This is a genomic window from Pseudomonas onubensis (assembly GCF_965653655.1).
Classification (GTDB): domain Bacteria; phylum Pseudomonadota; class Gammaproteobacteria; order Pseudomonadales; family Pseudomonadaceae; genus Aquipseudomonas.
Genome location: NZ_CBFHAZ010000058.1, coordinates 23,320 through 39,513 on the forward strand (window position 1 = coordinate 23,320; position 16,194 = coordinate 39,513).

The following is a 16,194-nucleotide window of genomic DNA, read 5'->3' on the forward strand; positions in this document are numbered from 1 at the left end:
ATGCCGAATCGCGCCCCTCTCGATGCCAAGACCGCCCGCTGGCTACCCTGGGTGGTAGCGATTGCCTTCTTCATGCAGTCGCTGGACGGGACGATTCTCAACACCGCCCTGCCGGCCATGGCGCGGGACTTGGCGGAAAACCCGCTGCGCATGCAAGGGGTGGTGATCGCCTACATGCTCACCGTCGCCTTGCTGATCCCGGCTTCGGGCTGGGTGGCCGACCGCTTCGGTACCAAAAAAATCTTCTTCGGCGCGATCATGCTGTTCAGCATCGGCTCCTTGCTGTGCGCCTTGTCGAGCAGCTTGACCATGCTGGTTGGCGCGCGGGTCATCCAGGGCTTGGGCGGTGCGCTGATGCTGCCGGTCGGTCGGCTGGTGGTCTTGCGCGCTTACCCGCGCTCCGAACTGGTACGCATCATGGGTTTCATCACCATACCCGGCTTGCTTGGCCCACTGCTCGGCCCGACCATGGGCGGCTGGATGGTGCAATACCTGACCTGGCACTGGATCTTCCTGATCAACCTGCCTGTGGGCATGGTCGGTTGCTACGCCGTGTGGAAACTCATCCCCGACTTGCGCGGCAGCGAACGCACGCGCTTTGACAGTGTGGGGTTTGTGCTGTTTGGCGCGGCGATGGTGCTGATCACCATCGCCATGGAAGGCCTGGGCGAACTGCACCTGCCGCACCTGCGGGTGATGTTGCTGCTGTTCGGCGGGCTCGCCTGCCTGGCCGCGTACTGGTTGCGTGCCGGGCATATCGACAACCCACTGTTCTCGCCGGTGCTGTTCAAGACCCGCACCTTTGCCGTGGGCATCCTCGGCAACCTGTTCGCCCGGTTAGGCAGCGGCGCGCTGCCGTTTCTGGTGCCGTTGCTGCTGCAGGTGGCACTGGGTTATTCGCCCTCCGAAGCCGGCATGAGCATGCTGCCGCTGGCGGCGGCGGCGATGTTTGCCAAGTCCATCGCGCGGCCACTGATCGAGCGGCTGGGCTATCGCATTGTGCTCACCGGCAACACCCTCGCGCTGGGCATCATGCTCGCCAGCATGGGCCTGGTCAGCGAACACACGCCCTACCCGCTGTTGCTGTGCATGCTGGCGGTACTGGGCGCGATCAACTCGCTGCAATTTACCGCGATGAACACCGTCACCCTGATCGACTTGGACGACGCCCAGGCCAGCAGCGGCAACAGTTTGCTCTCGGTGGTGGCGCAACTGTCCTTGAGCCTGGGCGTAGCCTGTGCCGGTGCCTTGCTCGGCGGCTTTACTGCCGAAGCGGGCAATGACGGCGTGGAAAGCGTGCTGGGCGCGTTCCAGCTGACCTTCCTTACCGTCGGCATCATGGCCATGCTGGCGGCGGCGATCTTCCTGCAACTGTCGCCAAAAGACGGCAAACGGGTGGTCAGCCGCGAGCACGACCTGGAGCATTAAAGCAGCGGCAAGCTACAAGCTTCAAGCTTCAAGCTTGTAGCTTGTAGCTTGTAGCTTGTAGCTTGCCGCTGCCCCCCGTACTTCTCGTCGAGAACATACAAAGAAACCCAAGGGGGCCTGTTACACTGCGCGACATTTTGTTTTGCAGAGCCAGTCCCGTGACTACCATCGCCACCGCTTTTAATACTTTGCCCCTGTCCGCCGCCATGCTGGCTAACCTCGACTCGCTGGGTTACGTCGAGATGACGCAGATCCAGGCGCAAAGCTTGCCGGTGATCCTCAAGGGGCTGGACCTGATCGCCCAAGCCAAGACCGGCAGCGGCAAGACCGCCGCCTTCGGTATCGGCCTGTTGAACCCGATCAACCCGCGTTACTTCGGCTGCCAGGCGCTGGTGATGTGCCCGACGCGTGAGCTGGCCGACCAGGTCGCCAAGGAAATCCGTCGCCTGGCGCGTGCCGAAGACAACATCAAGGTACTGACCCTGTGCGGCGGCGTGTCCCTCGGCCCGCAGATCGCTTCGCTGGAACACGGTGCCCACGTGATCGTCGGCACGCCAGGCCGTATCCAGCAGCACCTGCGCAAAGGTTCGCTGGTACTGGACGGCCTGAACACGCTGATCCTCGACGAAGCCGACCGCATGCTCGACATGGGCTTCTACGACGCCATCGAAGACATCATCAGCAAGACCCCGCCACGCCGCCAAACCCTGCTGTTCTCGGCCACCTACCCGGTTAGCATCAAGCAGCTGGCCTCCAAGTTCATGCGTGCGCCGCAGCAGGTGAAGGCCGAAGCCTTCCACTCCGACGACCAGATCGAGCAGCGCTTCTACGAGATCTCGCCGGAAGAGCGCATGGACGCGGTGACCAAGGTGCTCGCGCACTTCCGCCCAGCCTCGTGTGTGGCGTTCTGCTTTACCAAGCAGCAAGTGCAGGAAACCGTCGACCACCTGACCGCCAAGGGTATTTCCGCCGTCGGCCTGCATGGCGACCTGGAGCAGCGCGACCGTGACCAGGTACTGGCAATGTTCGCCAACCGCAGCACCTCGGTGCTGGTTGCCACTGACGTTGCCGCCCGTGGCCTGGACATTGATTCGCTGGACATGGTGATCAACGTCGAACTGGCCCGCGACTCGGAAATCCACATCCACCGCGTAGGCCGTACCGGTCGCGCCGGTGAGACGGGCATCGCCATCAGCCTGGTGGCGCCGTCCGAAGCGCACCGCGCCCAGGCCATCGAGCAACTGCAAAAGTCGCCGCTGAACTGGGACCAACTGGACAACCTCAAGCCGCAAAGCGGCGGCCCGCTGCTGCCGCAGATGAGCACCCTGTGCATTGCCGCCGGCCGTAAAGACAAGGTGCGCCCAGGCGACATCCTCGGCGCACTGACCGGTGACGCCGGGATTCCCGGTGCCCAGGTCGGCAAGATCGCGATTTTCGACTTCCAGGCATTCGTGGCCGTAGAGCGCGGGATCGCCAAACAGGCGTTGCAGCGTTTGAATGACGGCAAGATCAAAGGCCGCTCGTTGCGCGTGCGGATCCTCTGACCTGATCGTTCCCACGCTCCGCGTGGGAATGCCGCCATGGACGCTCTGCGTCCGCTTTGTGACGCAGAGCGTCACGGGATGCGTTCCCACGCAGAGCGTGGGAACGATCTGATGAACATGAGGACACCGTTTTGCGCTCGACCGAAGTTGTGATCATTGGCGCCGGCGCCGCAGGCTTGATGTGCGCACTGACCGCCGCCGGGCGTGGGCGCAAGGTGATGCTGATCGACCACGCCAACAAGGCCGGCAAAAAGATCCTGATGTCCGGCGGTGGCCGCTGTAATTTCACCAACATGTACACCGAGCCGGCCAACTTCCTCTCGCACAACGCGCACTTCTGCAAGTCCGCCCTGGCCCGCTACACCCAGTGGGATTTCATCGGGCTGGTGGCCAAGCACGGCGTGCCGTACCACGAGAAAAAACTCGGCCAGCTGTTCTGCGATAACAAGTCCAGCGACATCCTCGGCATGCTGCTCGATGAATGCATCCAGACCGGCGTGAGCCTGCACCTGGACACCTCCATCGAGGAAATCGCCAAAGTCGACGGCGGCTACCAGTTGCAAACCACCTTGGGCGAACTGCGCTGCGAATCCCTGGTGATCGCCACCGGCGGCCTGTCGATTCCAACCCTTGGCGCCACCGGCTTTGGTTACCAGGTAGCCAAGCAGTTTGGCCACGAACTGCTGCCGACCCGCGCAGGTCTGGTGCCGTTCACCATTACCGACCAGCTCAAGGAGTTGTGCGGCGAGCTGTCCGGGACCTCCGTGGATTGCCTGGTGAGCTGCAATGACCAGAGCTTTCGCGAGAACATCCTGTTTACCCACCGTGGCCTCAGTGGCCCGGCGATTTTGCAGATCTCTTCCTATTGGGAGTCCGGTGACACGGTTGAAATCAACCTGCTGCCCGACCACGACGCTCACGACTGGCTGCAACAGCAACAGGCCGAGCGCCCAAACAGCGAGTTGAAAACCCTGCTGGGCGAAATTTTCACCAAAAAGATGGCCAACCTGCTGGCGGAAACCTGGTTTGCGTCCAAGCCGATGAAGCAATACACCCACGCCGAAGTGGCCGACATCGCGCAAAAGCTGTCGAGCTGGCAGTTGGTGCCGGCGGGCACCGAGGGCTATCGCACGGCCGAGGTAACGCTGGGTGGCGTGGACACGCGGGAAGTGTCGTCCAAGACCATGGAATCGCTGAAAAGCCCAGGCTTGTATTTCATTGGTGAAGTGTTGGATGTGACCGGTCACCTCGGTGGGTTCAACTTCCAGTGGGCCTGGGCGTCGGGCTATGCCGCCGCGCAATACGCCTGACACAACGCTCCCACATTGATTGCATTCCACATTTAGAATGCAGGCTCTGGAATAAATTTTGCTGTTACATGTGATTGCCACGCTTGCCGTGGCGTCATTACTGGCTCAATTTAGCGGCATCGTCCCGGAAGACTCCAGACTTCATGTCATCGACCTCGTTCAAGCAGTCCATGCGGCGCCTGTGGGCGCTGGATAAATTCAGTTACAGCGTTCGGGTGTTCATCGCCCTCACCGGCAGCATGGCGCTGTGCTGGTATCAAAACGAGATGACCCTGCTGATCCCGCTGTTCCTGGGGATTATCGCCAGCGCCCTGGCCGAGACCGATGACAGTTGGCAAGGCCGCCTGAACGCGCTGGCGGTCACGCTGGTGTGTTTCAGTGTCGCCGCACTGTCGGTTGAGCTGCTGTTCCCCTATCCCTGGATCTTCGCCATCGCCCTGGCCCTGGCCAGCTTCTGCCTGACCATGCTCGGCGCGTTGGGTGAACGTTATGGCGCGATTGCATCGGCCACGCTGATTCTGTCGGTGTACACCATGATCGGCGTGGACCAGCGCGGTGGCGCCGTCACCGATTTTTGGCATGAGCCATTGCTGCTGGTGGCCGGCGCCGCGTGGTATGGCGTGCTGTCGGTGCTGTGGCAGGTGCTGTTTTCCAACCAGCCGGTGCAGCAAAGCCTGGCGCGGTTGTTTCGCGAGCTGGGGCGTTACCTCAAGCTCAAATCGTCACTGTTCGAGCCGATCCGCCAACTGGATGTGGAAGCGCGCCGCCTGGAACTGGCCCAGCAAAACGGCCGCGTGGTGGCAGCGCTGAATGCCGCCAAAGAAATCATCCTGCACCGCGTAGGCAATGGCCGCCCAGGTTCGAAAGTCAGCCGTTACCTGAAGCTGTACTTTCTGGCCCAGGATATCCACGAACGCGCCAGCTCGTCCCACTACCCTTACAACGCCCTGGCTGAAGCCTTCTACCACAGCGACGTGCTGTTCCGCTGCCAGCGCCTGTTGCGCCAGCAAGGCAAGGCCTGCCAGGCGCTGGCCGAATCGATCCAACTGCGTCAGCCGTTCATTTACGACGACAGCTTCGCCGAGGCGCTGGGCGACCTGAACGCCTCGCTGGAGCACTTGCGCATCCAGAGCAACCCGGCCTGGCGCGGCCTGTTGCGCTCGTTGCGTGCGTTGGCCGCCAACCTGTCGACCCTCGACCGTTTGCTCGGCGACGCCAGCAACCCTGACTCCCTGGCCGACGCCACCGACAGCAGCCTGCTGGACCGTGCACCGCGCAACCTCAAGGAAATGTGGACGCGCCTGCGCACGCAACTGACACCGACCTCGTTGCTGTTCCGCCACGCCCTGCGCCTGCCGCTGGCACTGAGTATCGGTTATTGGATGGTGCATTTGATCCACCCGTCCCAAGGCTACTGGATCATCCTTACCACTTTGTTCGTGTGCCAGCCCAACTACGGCGCCACCCGGCGCAAGCTGGGCCAGCGGATCATCGGCACCGCCATCGGCCTGACCGTGGCCTGGGCGCTGTTCGACCTGTTCCCAAGCCCGCTGGTGCAGTCGATGTTCGCCATCGCCGCAGGGCTGGTGTTCTTTATCAACCGTACCACCCGCTACACCTTGGCCACGGCCGCAATCACCTTGATGGTGCTGTTCTGCTTCAACCAGGTGGGCGATGGCTACGGGCTGTTCCTGCCACGCCTGTTCGATACCTTGCTCGGCAGCCTGATCGCCGGCCTGGCGGTGTTCCTGTTCCTGCCGGACTGGCAAGGCCGACGCCTGAATAAAGTGCTGGCCAACACCCTGACCTGCAACAGCATCTACCTGCGCCAGATCATGCAGCAATACGCCGCCGGCAAGAGCGACGACCTCGCCTACCGGCTGGCGCGGCGCAATGCGCACAACGCCGATGCGGCGCTGTCCACCACGCTGGCGAATATGCTGATGGAGCCAGGGCATTTCCGTAAAGAGGCCGATGTGGGCTTCCGCTTCCTGGTGCTGTCGCACACGTTGCTCAGCTACCTTTCCGGGCTGGGTGCGCACCGTGAAACCCAACTGCCCGCCGATGTGCGTGAGCACTTGATCGACGGGGCCGGTAACAGCCTGGCGGCAAGTATCGACGAAATCGCCACAGGGCTGGCCAACAAACAGCCAATCGCGATTCAGAGTGATGCCGAGGAGGCGTTGGCGGCGGACCTGGAGCAGATGCCCGATGAGATCGATGAAGGGCAGCGGTTGGTGCAGACGCAACTCGCGTTGATCTGCCGGCAGTTGGGGCCGTTGCGCACGCTGGCGGCACACCTGATCAAAGATACCAGCGCGGCGTAGACAGCTTTCGCGAGCAAGCCCGCTCCCACATTCGACCGCATTCCAAAGGGTGTACGCGGTTAAATGTGGGAGCGGGCTTGCTCGCGAAGGGGCCCGCAAAAACACTACAAACCTACATCCCATGCTCCTTCATCAACTTTGCATAACTGCCATCTGCCTTCATCCTGGCAATCTCCCGATCAAAGCTCGCCACGATCTGCTCATGCTCGGGGTTCTTCAGGCTCACCAGTATATGCAGGCTGTTCTCGCTCAGCGGCTTGGGTAAAAACTCCACTGCATTGCGCACCCGTGGCGACTCCCGCGCCAGGTAATAGCGGGCCACGAACTCATCTTCCAGCGTCAGCTTGACGCGATTGGCCGCCAGCATACGCACGGCCATGGCGAAGTTGTGCACCGGCACTTTCTGCAACTGCGCATCCTGGTCGAACGCCGCCGAATAGGCATAGCCGCGCACCACCGCGATGGGGTCGTCGTGCAGTTGTTCCAGGTTCTGATAGTCGATGGGGTCGTCGCGGCGCTTGATAAAGCGCACGCGGTTAAGCAGGTATTCGCCGGAAAACTGGCCAAGCTTGGTGCGGGCATCGTCGTACCAGGCGTTGATCAACACGTCATAACGGCCATCGCCCACACCCATCAGCGCCCGCGCCCAGGGCACCTGTTCGAAATCACTGGCATAGCCTGCCCGGGCCAGCGCCGTACTGACGATATCGGTGGCCAGGCCGCCGTTGATCAAAGTGGAATCGGTAAAGGGCGGCCAGGCATCCGCCACCAGGCGCAGGCGCTGCGCCACCGCCGGCTGGGCCAGCAACAGCACTCCTATCAAAGCAACGGCACGAGAAAATCGCGGCATGCTCAAAGTCCTTGGCGGGCAGGCATTGGCCTGATAACAGTAGCTCATCAATGAGCCTGTATTGCAGATTACACAAAGAAGCCGGTGGCGATCGGACTGAATGATGGCAAATTGACGCCATTCACAAAAATGCTCAATTTAGACAGGACGGGCAGCGGCGCTTACTATCGGCCACAGACATTAATAAGGGAAAACGCCATGACGGTTGAATGGGTCTGCAAACATCACGAAGACCTCGGCAAAGAGCAGCTGTACACCATTATGCGTCTGCGCAACGAGGTGTTCGTCGTCGAGCAAAAATGCGTGTATCAAGACCTTGACGGGCAGGATCTTTCCGGCGATACCCACCACTTGATGGCCTGGCAAGATGACGTGCTGGTGGCTTACCTGCGCCTGCTGGACCCGGAATCCCAGGGCGGCGATGTGGTGATTGGCCGGGTGATCGTCGCGCCGGTGGCACGCGGTACCGGGCTGGGGCACCAGATGATGGAAGAGGCCCTCAAGCGCATTGAAGACATCTGGCCGCAGACGCCGATCTATCTGTCAGCCCAGGCGCATTTGCAGGGGTATTACGGGCGGTATGGGTTTGAAGTGGCGGGTGAGGAATACCTGGAGGATGACATTCCACACATTGGTATGCGCCGTAGCTGAGGGCCTCTTCGCGAGCAAGCCCGCTCCCACATTTAACCGCGTACATACTTTGAAATGCGGTGGAATGTGGGAGCGGGCTTGCTCGCGAAGGCGCCAGACGATCCACCACAAAACCTCAGGGATAACCCAACACCTGCTTGACCACCCCGAGGTTCGCCTCAATCCAGCGCCGATCAATCGCGCCCCAGCTACGAATCCGATAACGCCCGGCATGATTGCGCGCGCCGTCCTCCTGCTCGAATTCACACACGATATCCAGATCAGCCAACGCCGCAATCGTGTCCTGCGCCGTGCGCCGTGGCATGCCGGTGGCGTCGGTGAGCGCCGGCACGCTGCTGGCCTGGCCGCTGTCGATCAGGTAGGCCACATACAGGCGGCGGTAGAAACTGCTTTTGGTCTTGCTCACATCCATGCTCGAACGCCTTGTGAAGTTAGGGCTTGCCCTGCAAATCGCGATAGGTGAGGTACACCCGCAGGTCGAATTCCACCTGATGGTAGCCCGGCATCATGTACTCACAGAGTTTATAGAACGCCTTGTTGTGGTCCGATTCCTTGAAGTGCGCCAACTCGTGTACCACGATCATGCGCAGAAACTCCGGCGCGGCCTCCTTGAACAAGGCGGCAATGCGGATCTCTTTCTTGGCTTTGAGATTACCGCCCTGCACCCGTGAAATCGTGGTGTGCAGGCCCAGGGCGCGGTGGGTGAGGTCCAGGCGGTTGTCGAACAGCACTTTATCGATGGCCGGCGCGTTACGCAGGTGTTCCTGCTTGAGCGCCAAGGCATAGCTGTATAACGCCTTGTCGCTCTGCACCCCGTGACGCTCTGGGTAGCGTTGCTCCAGGTAAGCGCCCAACTGGTCCTTGGCGATCAATTGGCGCACTTGCTCCTGGAGCGCTGCGGGGTAGGCCTGGAGGTATTTCAACGCGGTCATGGGGTTCTGCGACAGAGTTTGAAGGCCGCCAGTGTAGCGAATTCACAGCAGACGAGGGTGAGACCAGGCAGCCACTTCCTCCGCCACCAGCGGTTGGGCCGCCAACGGCCCCTGAATAAATGTGCAGCCATTGGCCTTGAGCCACGTTGACTGCTCGAGGGTTTCCACGCCCTCGGCGATCACCAACACCTCAAAATGTGCGCATAACTCAATGATACTGCGCGCCATCGCCGCGTCCCGTACCGAGCCTGGCAGGCGCGCCACCAGTTGCGGGTCGAGCTTGAGCGTATCGAACTCCAGGTCCCGCAGATGGGCCAGGGAGCATGGGCCCAGGCCGAAGTCATCCAAGGCAGTGCGCACGCCGATCTGGCGCAATAACTTGAGCTGCTTATGGGTTTCTTCAAGGTTATTCATCAGGCTGTCTTCGCTGATTTCCACCTCCAGCTGGCGCCCCTGTAACCCATGCCGCTCGAGTACCTGCTGCAGTTGGCTGGCGAGGTTGGGCATGTTGAACTGGCTGGCACTCAAGCTCACGCTCAGCACCAGCTCTTCATCGAAGGTGGTTTGCCAGGCCTGGCGCTGCGCGGCGACTTGCTGGTAGATCCAGGCGCTCAACTGGCTGATCAGCCGCGCCTCTTCAAGCAACGGCAAGAACAAGCCCGGCGGCACATCGCCGACGCTGGGGTGCTGCCAGCGCAACAGCGCTTCGACGCCACGCAAGCGCCCGTTTTCCAGCGACACCTGAGGCTGGTAGACCAGGGTGAAATCCTTGTTTTGGATCGCGGTGCGCACGCTGTCTTCCAGCATCAGCCGCGAACGGGCACGGCCGTTCATTTCCTGATCGTAATAGCGATATTGCTGACGCCCCGCGCGCTTGGCTTCGTACATGGCGATATCCGCCGCACGCAACAGGCCGCTCAGGTCAGAGCCGCAGTCCGGGAATGTGGCGATGCCGATGCTGACACCGAGCATCACCTCCAAACCGTCCACTTGCTGGCACACAGACACCCGTTCGATCAGTTTTTCCGCAATCTTGGCGGCCTGCTCCGGGAACTCCAGCTCCAGCAACGCGGTGAACTCATCGCCGCCCATACGCCCGAGTATGTCGTAGGAGCGCAGGCAGGCCTGCATCTGCTCCGAGACCCAGCGCAGCACGCGGTCGCCGGCGTCGTGGCCCAACGAGTCGTTGACCCGCTTGAAACCGTCCAGGTCCAGGTACAGCAATACCAGCGACTGCTCGTTACGCTCGCTGCGCAGCAAGGTGTTCTCCACCGCCTGATGAAAGCCGCGCCGGTTCAACAGCCCGGTCAGCGGATCGGTCACCGCCTGGAACTCCAGTTGCTGATGCAGGTGGCGCACCTCGGACATGTCCAGCACGGTCACCACCATGGCCTTCTGCTCGGCGGGCAGCGGCGCGCAGGACAACGCCACCGGCACCTGTTGGCCACGGCCGGTGCGCAAGATCGCGTCGTGCTGGCGCCACGTTTCACCCCGGCGGTATGCCTCGTACATCGGGAAACTCAACCACGCGGGCACATAGGGCTTTTGCAGGAAGCTCAAGAAGCTCTCGCCCTGCAGCTCGGCCATTGTGGCGTTCAGCAGGCGTGAAATAGCCGGGTTGGCGTACTCGATCACACTGCCCTCGCCCACCACCAACAAGCCTTCGGCGGCGTTGTCGAGCACCGAGGCGTTAAAGGCACGCGCCTGCTCCAAGTCGTGGCTCAGGCGCTGCAAGGCACGGCGGTTGCGCTGGTGCTCCAGCAGGGCCTGAACCTTGGGCTTTAGGACCTGCGGGTCAAAGGGTTTGAACAGATAGTCGATCGCACCGCTGGCATAGCCTTCCTGCACGGCGGCGGACGATTGAGCGTGGGCGGTGAGGAAGATAATCGGCGTCATGCGCGTGCGCTGGCTGCCGCGCATCAGACGCGCGACTTCAAAGCCATCCATGCCGGGCATGCGCACATCCAGCAGTACCAGGTCGACCTCGTGGGCAAGCAGCAACTCCAAGGCTTCCAGCCCGGATGCGGCCGTAATCACGTGCCAGTCTTCACGCTGCAAAAGCGCACGCATGCTGATGAGGTTCTCCGGGTAGTCATCGACTACCAAAAGAACCGAACTGCCATCGCCGGGGTGTGGAGCGCAATCCATGCTACGTCTCTTCCTTGAGGGGCTGCACCGGTCACTTCTGCTACAAAAACCGGACAAACACTGAGGGCTCACTCTAGCCCCGCTTTAAAAAAAGCAGAAGTGACGTGGGTGCCATCATTGCGCCAAAGCTCAGGAAGCCGACTAACGGTCAAGCGCTACAGCCCACGGCCTGTGGGAAACATGGCTTTTTGGCATTTAGCTGACGCCAATAATTTGCCACAAACTGTTTAACAACCGGACAACCACCGCCTATAAAGAAGTTGTACAGCCCTCGAGCTAAAGCCTTCACCCTCTGTAAAAGGCCCACACCATGATCGACCTTTCCACCTGGAACCTCAGCATCCCGGTCGGCTCCCCGCCCACGACCATCGACACCCCCAAGCTGCTGAGCGGCTTCAAAGACCAGTACTTCCAGGCTGAAGGCAGTAACGTGCAATTCTGGACACCCGTGACCGGCACCCGCACCGAAAACGCCATCTACCCACGCAGCGAGTTACGCGAAACCTACGCCGATGGGCGCCTGCGCAACTGGACTTACAACGAGGCCAACAACTTCCTGCGCGCCACCGTGGCGGTCAACCAGGTGCCCTCCAGCGGCAAAGTGGTCATCGGCCAGATCCACGCGTATGACAGCCAGAAACCGCTGATCAAACTGGAGTACCAATTCAAGGAAAAAACCCAGACCGGCAACATCGTCGCCAAGGTGCGAATGCGCCCGGATGATGGTGAGGGGCGTGTGATTACCGTCGCCAGTAACGTGCCATTGGAGAAGAGCTTCACCTATGTGATCAACCTCAATAAGGCCGGCTTGCTCAACGTATCTGCCGCAGACGGCCAATGGAACGAGCGCATAGGCGCCGCGTGGGGTGCGAAACCGCTGTACTTCAAGGCAGGGGTGTATGTGCAGGACAACAGCGGCGACAGCAAGGAAGGCGCGCGAGTGACGTTTGCCAAGTTGGACATTGATCACGAGTAGCGCGCAAAAGAAGCCCCGTTAACAGCGGGGCTTCTTAGAGAGTTTATTCAACGCACATCAACATAAAGCCCATCGATGAATCACCGGCGGGTTTGTTATCGCCAACTTTGAGTGTTAATACGTTAACGTAGTTTATGGCCGGCACGCTGCCCAACTTAGCATGACCATAGAAGATATGTTCGTTGGAGCTCACATCAGTGACCGAAACCGTGCAGAAACGGGGAGGTTCTTTAAATACGCCCGGTATGAACCTGACCTTATAGGTTGAAAAGTAATCAGGCTGCGCGGTCAACTTGACCTCTTTCAGCCACTTGGGCGACTGCGCAGTGACTTGCCCCTTTTCGTTAACAGATGCGGTGAATAGTCGGCCCTCGGCGTAGGCAAAGGATGCTGCTGTGAGCAACGCCATAATAGCGCCAGCGGTTTTAACCAAGTTCATGATCAATTCTCCATCATTGAATGCATTTAAAGATCAACCTTAAATGATCAGAGGTTGATAAATGCGCACTTTGAATGGCGTACGAATAAAACAGAAAACCTATAAAGACAGAGGGAATTCTACTGACGAGTTTGAGGACACTTCCGATTGCAAAGAACTTTTGAGTCGATGATATTCGTAGGCAAACTCCGACAGATACAAAGACTATTCTCAGAATAATCCAACCACTTAAACTCACCACCTAACCCTGTGGGAGCCGGGCTTGCCCGCGATGGCGGTGTATCAGCCAACATCAGCAGTGCCTGACACACCGTCATCGCGGGCAAGACCGGCTCCCACATTGGATCTCCATCGATTTGGAGATCGAGGTTGGTCCTACACGACCGTTGCGGGCAGACAGATCGCCGCTTATAGTTCGCCCCGTCGCTGAGAACAGCGACAGGGTTTCGCAGCCCTAACGATACGTGTGTAACCGAGCATCATGAATGCAACGAGGTGCGCTTCTGCGCCCAACGTTTACTTTATGGTGGCTGTGTGTGGGAGACCTTCGGGTCTGCCGGGTTCCTCGTATCCTCGGTCTGCGAACCCGCACACAGCTACCACCCATTCGTTTCGCAGCGATCGGCGGTAGTCCTTCTAGATACGAGGAATATTTGCCATGACCGAACCATTACCGCCCCACCGCTTCTACCCCTGCACCGAGTCCGCCACCGACTCCCCCGTGCTCTTGATCGACAGCGCCGCCCCACTGCCCGACCTCCACGCCTGCCTGCGCGAACGCCTCAACGCCGCCCTCGAACACCTCAACCTGATGGCCTGCTCCAGCCTGCCGGACTTCGCCGAGCGCGACCTGAACAACGTGGCCAATACCGCACGTATTCTGGTTCAGGACGTGAGCGACGTGTTCCGCGTCATTGAGCACCGAGGCTTTGATACGACTGCCGCACGCTGATCAAGCCAAACGAAAAGCCCGCATCGTCGCGGGCTTTTCGTTAGGCTGGATCACAGCCTTACGCCACCACTGACAAAATTGAACATCCTGTACCTCAAAAAGTTGCACACCCCGAATTGGCAGCCCTTGCCAGTTAAATCAACCCCCTCGGCGGCTTTGCCCTGACGTTAGAAACATTTAACCCGATAAGTCGCACTTATACGAAATTCGAAGAGTAGCAATAGCTAAACGCTATAAAAAACTGTCAAGTTTCACAGGTTTAGTTTTCACAAAAAGCACACATCATCTCCAACGTCAGAAGTGAAAAAACCGCACCTCTCGCTGAACTATAAAGAGGATTCATATAATGCCCAGCCGCCTCGCTCCCACCATAACAAATGCCCAAGATACTTCGGGAAATAACATTCCGAATAATGGGACCGTTTCAGGTAGCAGTCTTACCCTAAGCGGCCTAGGCTTTCCAGCATTGAAACTTAATATCAGCGTCACAACTAATGGCACACCTCAAACACCGTCAGCGTCATATGTACAGGTAGACGCCAATGGTGACTGGAAAGTCAATTTGACGGGATTATCGGCTGGCGCAACGATTGTCACATTGACTGAAGACGCCACGAACATCGTCGTAATCGGCGCCCCTGGCGTAGTTTCACAAAGTTTTACAGTGACATTAAATACAACTGTATTTGAGAATTTTTCAGGACTTAATGGCGTAGAGTTAAAAAATGATTGGGCAGTTCTCAGTGACCGCGATGTCGGCATCCTGTACCTCGGCGCCAACACAGGTTTCATTTTCCCAGCAAGATTGGTGTGGCCCGATAGCGCTCTGGTTGGAGCAGAAGAACAAAGAGGAAATATTTTTTCCCTAAGCCACGTGCCTAACAACCTGGAAATTAGCACTTCATACTTAGTCCTGTATTTACGTAAATCCAAAGCCCTTATTAATACGACTTTTTCCGAAGTCAGTTTTAAATATATCAGCAGCATCGATTGCACAGCCTATCTCCGAGATGAAAAAAGAGACGTGCTCAATCAAAAAGTCCTACCCGCTAGTTTGACCACGCCTGTAAAAGTCACATTAGCCGGAGCAGGTGCAACAATAATCGAAATAGTGGCGCCGCCAATTACTCCGTCCACCTGGCAAGGGTGGTCTATCAGGGTCGGAGCGGTAGAGTTTACTATAACTCCATAAAGAATACACATAAACACTTAGAGTTTGTAACACCCACCGAGGACACGATCGCCGCGTATTTGCCATTCTAGAAATCCGCTGGGCAGGCGGCCGATCTTACGTGCTTAGCAACGGGCACATAGATATTTTCATACACAGGCATAACAAACAACACGCTATTACGTTTAGCTCTCAACTCTCCACAGATAGACGTGCGAAATTCTGCCATTACCCATTCACAAGATAAGACGTTTACTGATCAACAAGGACCCTTATCATGCCCAGCTCTATCCCACCCAAAATTTTAACTTTCAAAGATAGCGCTGGAAATAATATCCCAAAAAATGGAACCGTCGCAGGTGGCAGCGCTAGCTTGACCGGTACAGGCTTTCCCGGCGCGACACTCGATATCAGTGTGCTAACGAACGGTGTCGTGCCGCCCCCCACAACTCCCACTGTACTCGTAGATTCAGGAGGAAAATGGGCCACCACTTTAATTGGCTTACCAGCAGGCACAACGGTTGTCACTTTTACCGAATCACTCAGCGACTCTTTCGTCACACATCCGCCAGGAGCAGCCTCATGGAGTTTCAAAGTAGTACCCGGAATAAAAGAGCACTTTGGAGACCTTATTGGGCAAACGTTCGAAATGGACTGGAGACATATAACCAACAACAATATCCAGATTTATTACAACAGTGCCAACACAGGGAGTATTAGAACCGCCAGGGAGTTCTGGACTCCGACATCAGCCAGTTTCAAAGGAAAACTCGACGGCAACGTACTGTGTATGGATTATTATGCAAAGCCTGCCAGCCGCTCTAATTCGTCAATTACCTTTATGTTAGCCAAATCGAAGGATGACAATACAGCCACCCCCTTTTCAAAAGTCAGCTTCTACTATCTAAGCCAGTTCCCATGCACCGTTATCACCGGAGATATCAACAACAGCACAGTGGACGAAAAAATACTGCCTGTCAGCCCGATAATTCCTTTACCAGCTTCTCTCTCATCACCCAGCATGTTTTCGATCACTGTGTGCATTCCTGAATCCCAAAAGACCTACTCACCTAGCTGGTCGTTTATTATCGGAAACCTAGAAATCACTCCTTAGGCGCTAACCGCCCGCCAAACTTAAATGAATCTCTGCGTTTTATCGAACGGCTCAGCACATATAGCTCGGACAACGAGTGGCATAAATGCATAGACGCGGCCTGGGGTGACACGCCGCTGTACTTCATAGCAGGGGCAAGTGCTGCACAGTACTGGCGACACGAATGAAGGCGCGCGGGTGACGTTTGCGAGGTTGGATATTGATCATGAGTGAATCGTCCCGTGATACACAGGATTTTTCCCAGATAAATCCAACACCTTAAACACTCCGCCCCCCTGTGGGAGCCGGGCTTGCCCGCGATGGCGGTGTATCAGCCAACATCAGCAGTGCCTGACACACCGTCATCGCGGGC

The 16,194-nt window shown here is 58.3% G+C and carries 14 protein-coding genes; 9 read left to right on the forward strand and 5 right to left on the reverse strand.

The features are described 5' to 3' along the window. From mdtD to yccS, 4 genes are all read left to right on the forward strand, one after another. A complete protein-coding gene (mdtD, locus tag ACTD9P_RS18460) occupies positions 1 to 1,428 on the forward strand; it encodes a multidrug transporter subunit MdtD (protein ID WP_065929465.1) in 1,428 nt (475 codons plus the stop codon). 206 nt (positions 1,429 to 1,634) lie between these two features. After that, positions 1,635 to 2,972, forward strand: a complete 1,338-nt coding sequence (dbpA, locus tag ACTD9P_RS18465; RefSeq protein WP_232626477.1) for an ATP-dependent RNA helicase DbpA — start codon at positions 1,635 to 1,637, stop codon at positions 2,970 to 2,972. 131 nt (positions 2,973 to 3,103) lie between these two features. Further along, the gene (locus ACTD9P_RS18470) at positions 3,104 to 4,282 is read left to right on the forward strand and encodes a BaiN/RdsA family NAD(P)/FAD-dependent oxidoreductase (RefSeq protein ID WP_438868825.1); all 1,179 of its coding nucleotides are present in this window, start codon (positions 3,104 to 3,106) and stop codon (positions 4,280 to 4,282) included. Between the two features lie 143 nt (positions 4,283 to 4,425). Continuing rightward, a complete protein-coding gene (gene yccS, locus ACTD9P_RS18475; RefSeq protein WP_438868826.1) occupies positions 4,426 to 6,609 on the forward strand; it encodes a YccS family putative transporter in 2,184 nt (727 codons plus the stop codon). Positions 6,610 to 6,721: 112 nt separating this feature from the next. Here the strand turns inward: yccS and ACTD9P_RS18480 are convergent, their stop codons facing one another. After that, positions 6,722 to 7,459 (reverse strand): substrate-binding periplasmic protein, encoded by a 738-nt coding sequence (locus ACTD9P_RS18480; RefSeq protein WP_138813522.1) that lies wholly within the window; start codon positions 7,457 to 7,459, stop codon positions 6,722 to 6,724. 198 nt (positions 7,460 to 7,657) lie between these two features. Here ACTD9P_RS18480 and ACTD9P_RS18485 point away from each other — a divergent pair, with 198 nt between their 5' ends. Next, positions 7,658 to 8,110, forward strand: a complete 453-nt coding sequence (locus tag ACTD9P_RS18485; RefSeq protein ID WP_438868827.1) for a GNAT family N-acetyltransferase — start codon at positions 7,658 to 7,660, stop codon at positions 8,108 to 8,110. 115 nt (positions 8,111 to 8,225) lie between these two features. Here ACTD9P_RS18485 and ACTD9P_RS18490 read toward each other — a convergent pair whose 3' ends face one another. From ACTD9P_RS18490 to ACTD9P_RS18500, 3 genes are read right to left on the reverse strand one after another with little or no spacing between them, the layout of a single operon-like run. Further along, on the reverse strand, positions 8,226 to 8,522 hold the full coding sequence (locus tag ACTD9P_RS18490; protein ID WP_438868828.1) for a winged helix-turn-helix domain-containing protein: 297 nt from the start codon (positions 8,520 to 8,522) through the stop codon (positions 8,226 to 8,228). 19 nt (positions 8,523 to 8,541) lie between these two features. Beyond that, on the reverse strand, positions 8,542 to 9,042 hold the full coding sequence (locus ACTD9P_RS18495) for a M48 metallopeptidase family protein (RefSeq protein WP_017139389.1): 501 nt from the start codon (positions 9,040 to 9,042) through the stop codon (positions 8,542 to 8,544). A 42-nt stretch (positions 9,043 to 9,084) separates the two neighbouring features. Then, the gene (locus tag ACTD9P_RS18500) at positions 9,085 to 11,190 is read right to left on the reverse strand and encodes a putative bifunctional diguanylate cyclase/phosphodiesterase (protein ID WP_438868829.1); all 2,106 of its coding nucleotides are present in this window, start codon (positions 11,188 to 11,190) and stop codon (positions 9,085 to 9,087) included. Between the two features lie 310 nt (positions 11,191 to 11,500). On the opposite strand from ACTD9P_RS18500, the gene ACTD9P_RS18505 reads away from it, so the two are divergent. Further along, complete coding sequence (locus tag ACTD9P_RS18505) at positions 11,501 to 12,166, forward strand: polysaccharide lyase family 7 protein (protein WP_138813518.1); 666 nt, start codon at positions 11,501 to 11,503, stop codon at positions 12,164 to 12,166. Between the two features lie 43 nt (positions 12,167 to 12,209). Here the strand turns inward: ACTD9P_RS18505 and ACTD9P_RS18510 are convergent, their stop codons facing one another. Next, positions 12,210 to 12,605: a hypothetical protein gene (locus ACTD9P_RS18510; RefSeq protein ID WP_438868830.1), complete on the reverse strand. Its 396-nt coding sequence runs from the start codon at positions 12,603 to 12,605 to the stop codon at positions 12,210 to 12,212. Between the two features lie 658 nt (positions 12,606 to 13,263). Between ACTD9P_RS18510 and ACTD9P_RS18515 the strand changes: the two genes are divergently transcribed. The 3 genes from ACTD9P_RS18515 to ACTD9P_RS18525 all read left to right on the forward strand — a co-directional run bounded on the left by ACTD9P_RS18515 (position 13,264) and on the right by ACTD9P_RS18525 (position 15,842). Then, complete coding sequence (locus tag ACTD9P_RS18515; protein ID WP_438868831.1) at positions 13,264 to 13,557, forward strand: fructose-bisphosphate aldolase; 294 nt, start codon at positions 13,264 to 13,266, stop codon at positions 13,555 to 13,557. A gap of 346 nt (positions 13,558 to 13,903) precedes the next feature. Further along, positions 13,904 to 14,749, forward strand: a complete 846-nt coding sequence (locus ACTD9P_RS18520; RefSeq protein WP_438868832.1) for a hypothetical protein — start codon at positions 13,904 to 13,906, stop codon at positions 14,747 to 14,749. Between the two features lie 256 nt (positions 14,750 to 15,005). Further along, positions 15,006 to 15,842: a hypothetical protein gene (locus ACTD9P_RS18525; RefSeq protein WP_438868833.1), complete on the forward strand. Its 837-nt coding sequence runs from the start codon at positions 15,006 to 15,008 to the stop codon at positions 15,840 to 15,842. The last annotated feature ends 352 nt before the right edge of the window (positions 15,843 to 16,194 follow it).